The sequence below is a fragment of the Arthrobacter sp. SPT-J7 genome, assembly GCF_059089965.1.
Genome location: NZ_JBNHFF010000298.1, coordinates 1 through 3,282, shown reverse-complemented (window position 1 = coordinate 3,282; position 3,282 = coordinate 1). Strand labels below are relative to the sequence as shown.

General features: G+C 64.1%; 5 protein-coding genes. 2 read left to right on the top strand and 3 right to left on the bottom strand.

All coding sequences use genetic code 11. The features are described from left to right. On the bottom strand, positions 1-202 hold a 202-nt coding region (locus tag AC5RWX_RS31635; RefSeq protein ID WP_494100144.1), incomplete at its 3' end, for a FadR/GntR family transcriptional regulator. 203 nt (positions 203-405) lie between these two features. Between AC5RWX_RS31635 and gnd the strand changes: the two genes are divergently transcribed. Both gnd and AC5RWX_RS31625 read left to right on the top strand, forming a co-directional pair. Further along, on the top strand, positions 406-1,842 hold the full coding sequence (gnd, locus tag AC5RWX_RS31630; protein WP_494100143.1) for an NADP-dependent phosphogluconate dehydrogenase: 1,437 nt from the start codon (positions 406-408) through the stop codon (positions 1,840-1,842). A 107-nt stretch (positions 1,843-1,949) separates the two neighbouring features. After that, the gene (locus tag AC5RWX_RS31625) at positions 1,950-2,150 is read left to right on the top strand and encodes a hypothetical protein (protein ID WP_494100142.1); all 201 of its coding nucleotides are present in this window, start codon (positions 1,950-1,952) and stop codon (positions 2,148-2,150) included. 65 nt (positions 2,151-2,215) lie between these two features. Here the strand turns inward: AC5RWX_RS31625 and epsC are convergent, their stop codons facing one another. Together epsC and AC5RWX_RS31615 are read right to left on the bottom strand one after the other, a co-directional pair. Next, the gene (gene epsC, locus AC5RWX_RS31620) at positions 2,216-2,800 is read right to left on the bottom strand and encodes a serine O-acetyltransferase EpsC (RefSeq protein WP_163162734.1); all 585 of its coding nucleotides are present in this window, start codon (positions 2,798-2,800) and stop codon (positions 2,216-2,218) included. A 40-nt stretch (positions 2,801-2,840) separates the two neighbouring features. Beyond that, positions 2,841-3,282 (bottom strand): pyridoxal-phosphate dependent enzyme (locus AC5RWX_RS31615; protein ID WP_494100141.1); only part of this gene is annotated, 442 nt, incomplete at its 5' end.

Genomic DNA, 3,282 nt, shown 5'->3' with positions numbered 1-3,282 from the left:
GGACCCGGATGCCCACGCGCTTGGTGGTTTCCACCAAACCTAAGGACTGCAGCACCCGGACCGCCTCGCGGATGACCGACCGGGACACCTTCAGCTCATCCTCCAGCTGCTCCGCCAGCATTACGTGGCCGGCCGGCAGGTTGCCCGAGACGATTCGGGTGCCCAGATTCTCGATGGCACGGTGGTGGAGGCTGGTGGTCATGCTGCTAAGCCTATGCGAGCCGATGCTTCGCCTGCTTTTCGCCCCGGACGGGAAACGACACAAGGGGTTCCAATAGGTGGGCGTTACTTTCCTGTGACCCGCCGAATATATATGCTTTATTCAGACCCTTGGTCTGCAACTGTGCTTCCACGCAAAAGGGAGCCGTACTGCACATCCAACGCACAGCATGAATTGGAGTTTTGATGTCTGCACACATCGGTGTCACCGGCCTTGCGGTGATGGGCGCCAACCTGGCCCGCAACCTCGCGCGGAACGGCTTCACGGTCGCACTGCACAACCGTTCGGTGGAAAAGACTGACGCCCTGCTGAAAAAGCACGGCTCGGACGGCGACTTCATCCGCACCGAAACCCTGCAGGAGCTGGTGGACTCCCTGGAGAAGCCCCGCCGCGTCCTGATCATGGTGAAGGCCGGCAAGCCCGTTGACTCCGTCATCGAGCAGCTCGAACCGCTGCTGGAGGCCGGCGACATCATAATCGACGCCGGCAACTCCCACTACGAGGACACCCGCCGCCGCGAAGCCGTGCTGGCCAAGAAGGACCTGCACTTCGTGGGCGTCGGCGTCTCCGGCGGTGAAGAAGGCGCCCTCAACGGCCCCTCCATCATGCCCGGCGGTTCCGAGGAGTCCTACAAAGCCCTCGGTCCGCTGCTGGAAAAGATCTCCGCCAAGGTCGATGGCGAACCATGCTGCGCCTGGGTGGGAACCGACGGCGCCGGCCACTTCGTCAAGATGGTCCACAACGGCATTGAATACGCCGACATGCAGGTCATCGGCGAAGCGTTCGACCTGCTGCGCTCCGGTGCAGGCATCGAGCCTGCGGAGCAGTCCAAGATCTTCTCCGAGTGGAACAAGGGCGAGCTCTCCTCCTTCCTGATCGAAATCTCGGCAGAGGTCCTGGGCCACGTTGATGCCAAGACCGGCAAGCCGTTCGTCGACGTCGTAGTGGACGCTGCCGGCCAGAAGGGCACCGGCCGCTGGACTGTCATCTCCGCACTGGAACTGGGCTCGCCGGTCTCCGGCATCGCCGAATCCGTGTTCGCCCGCGCCCTGTCTTCGCAGGCGGACCAGCGCAAGCTGGGCCAGGAGCTCCTGGCCGGCAACGAGGCGTCGGTGGAAATCCCGGAGACCTTCGTGGAGGACGTTCGCCAGGCCCTGTACGCCTCCAAGCTGGTCTCCTACGCCCAAGGCCTGGACATGCTGACGTCCGCAGCCAAGGAATACGGCTGGGACCTGAAGCTGGACGAAATTGCTTCGCTGTGGCGCGCCGGCTGCATCATCCGCGCCGAGCTGCTGAAGGACATCACCAAGGCTTACGCAGCTGACGAGAAGCCCGCCAACCTGCTGTTCGCTCCGGCCTTCACCAAGGCCATCGCCGACGCCGTTCCGGCCTGGCGCCGCGTTGTTGCCACGGCTGTCCAGCTGGGCATTCCGGTGCCGGTGTTCTCTTCCTCGCTGGCCTACTACGACGGCTTGCGCCGGAAGCGCGTTGCTGCCGCCCTGATCCAGGGCCAGCGCGACCTGTTCGGCGCCCACACCTACGGCCGCGTGGATGCGGAAGGCACCTTCCACACCCTCTGGGGCGAGGACAAGTCCGAAATCGAGGCAGTGGACACCCACTAGTCACGAACTGACAGCCCACCTGCGGCCGGCAGTTCCCAGCTGCTCTGGGAGTTGCCGGCCGTTGCTGTCCCTGCGCGGGCGGAACGCGTCCAGCGAGGGAGTCCCGCATGCCCCGGCCATTAGCGGTAGTCACTTGCGCTTCCGCCGGAACCGGCGTTGAAGCAGCCAGGAAGGTTCGCAGCAATGGGCTCGTGGTCCAGGCCCGCCCGCCGCGTAGACCGATGGAACCGCTGAAGGTCCTGGGGGTCAACGTCCTGGCGCTGGACGTAAGGTACGACGAATTGATGCGTGCGCCCTCGATCGCGTGATCGCAAAGCACAGCCACCACAAGCCGCGACGAACCGTGTTGAAGCGGGTGGCGCCAGGGTGAGCGTTAGAGATGGTATTCGATCTCGTATTCAGCCGGGTCCACGGCGGGCTTGGTCTCCCGCTGCGCGTCCCGGTGGCGCCACTTGGCGGGAACGCCGGTGACGATAGATTCCGGCGGCGCGTCCTTCACCACCACGGCGTTGGCGCCCACGGCACTGTCCTCGCCGATGGTGATCGGTCCCAGAATCTTGGCGCCGGCGCCAATGGTTACGCGGTCACCGATGGTGGGGTGCCGTTTGATCCTCGCCAGCGAGCGGCCGCCCAGCGTGACGCCGTGGTACATCATCACGTCCTCACCGATTTCCGCCGTTTCACCGATCACCACGCCCATGCCGTGGTCGATAAAGAACCGCCGGCCGATTGTCGCGCCGGGATGGATTTCGATACCGGTCACGAACCTGCCCAGCTGGGAGATCAGCCGCGCAGGGAAACGCAGGGCCGGGTTCTGCCAGAGACGGTGCGTCAGCCGGTGAATCCAGATGGCATGCAGACCGGAATAGGCGAAAAAGTTCTCAAAAGAACCTCGAGCCGCCGGGTCGTGGGACCGGGCGGCGTCGAGGTCTTCCTTTAGTCTTGCGAAAAAGCCCACAAAGTTCTTTCTACAGGAAACAGGCGGATGGCAGTTCTAATCAGCCGCGGATGTCGTCATAGAGCACAGTGGAGATGTAACGCTCGCCGAAGTCGCAGACTACAGCCACGATCAGCTTGCCGGCGTTCTCCGGCCGCTTGGCCAGTTCCAGGGCGCCCCACACGATGGCGCCCGAGGAGATGCCGCCCAGGATGCCTTCCTTGACGCCGAGCTCGCGGGCTACACGGACAGAGTCCTCGAGCGTGGCATCCAGGACTTCGTCGTAGACGTTGGTGTCCAGGATTTCGGGGACGAAGTTTGCTCCGATGCCCTGGATCTTGTGCGGGCCGGGTGCGCCGCCATTGAGGATCGCGGAGTCCTTGGGCTCTACTGCCACGATCTGGACGCCGGGCTTGCGTTCCTTCAGAACCTGTCCGACGCCGGTGACGGTGCCGCCCGTGCCGACACCCGCGACGAAGATGTCCACGGCGCCGTCAGTGTCA

Coding starts and splice junctions, on each gene's coding strand:
- AC5RWX_RS31625 (WP_494100142.1), top strand. CDS start 1,950: ATGCCCCGGCCATTAGCGGTAGTCACTTGCGCTTCCGCCGGAACCGGC.
- gnd (WP_494100143.1), top strand. CDS start 406: ATGTCTGCACACATCGGTGTCACCGGCCTTGCGGTGATGGGCGCCAAC.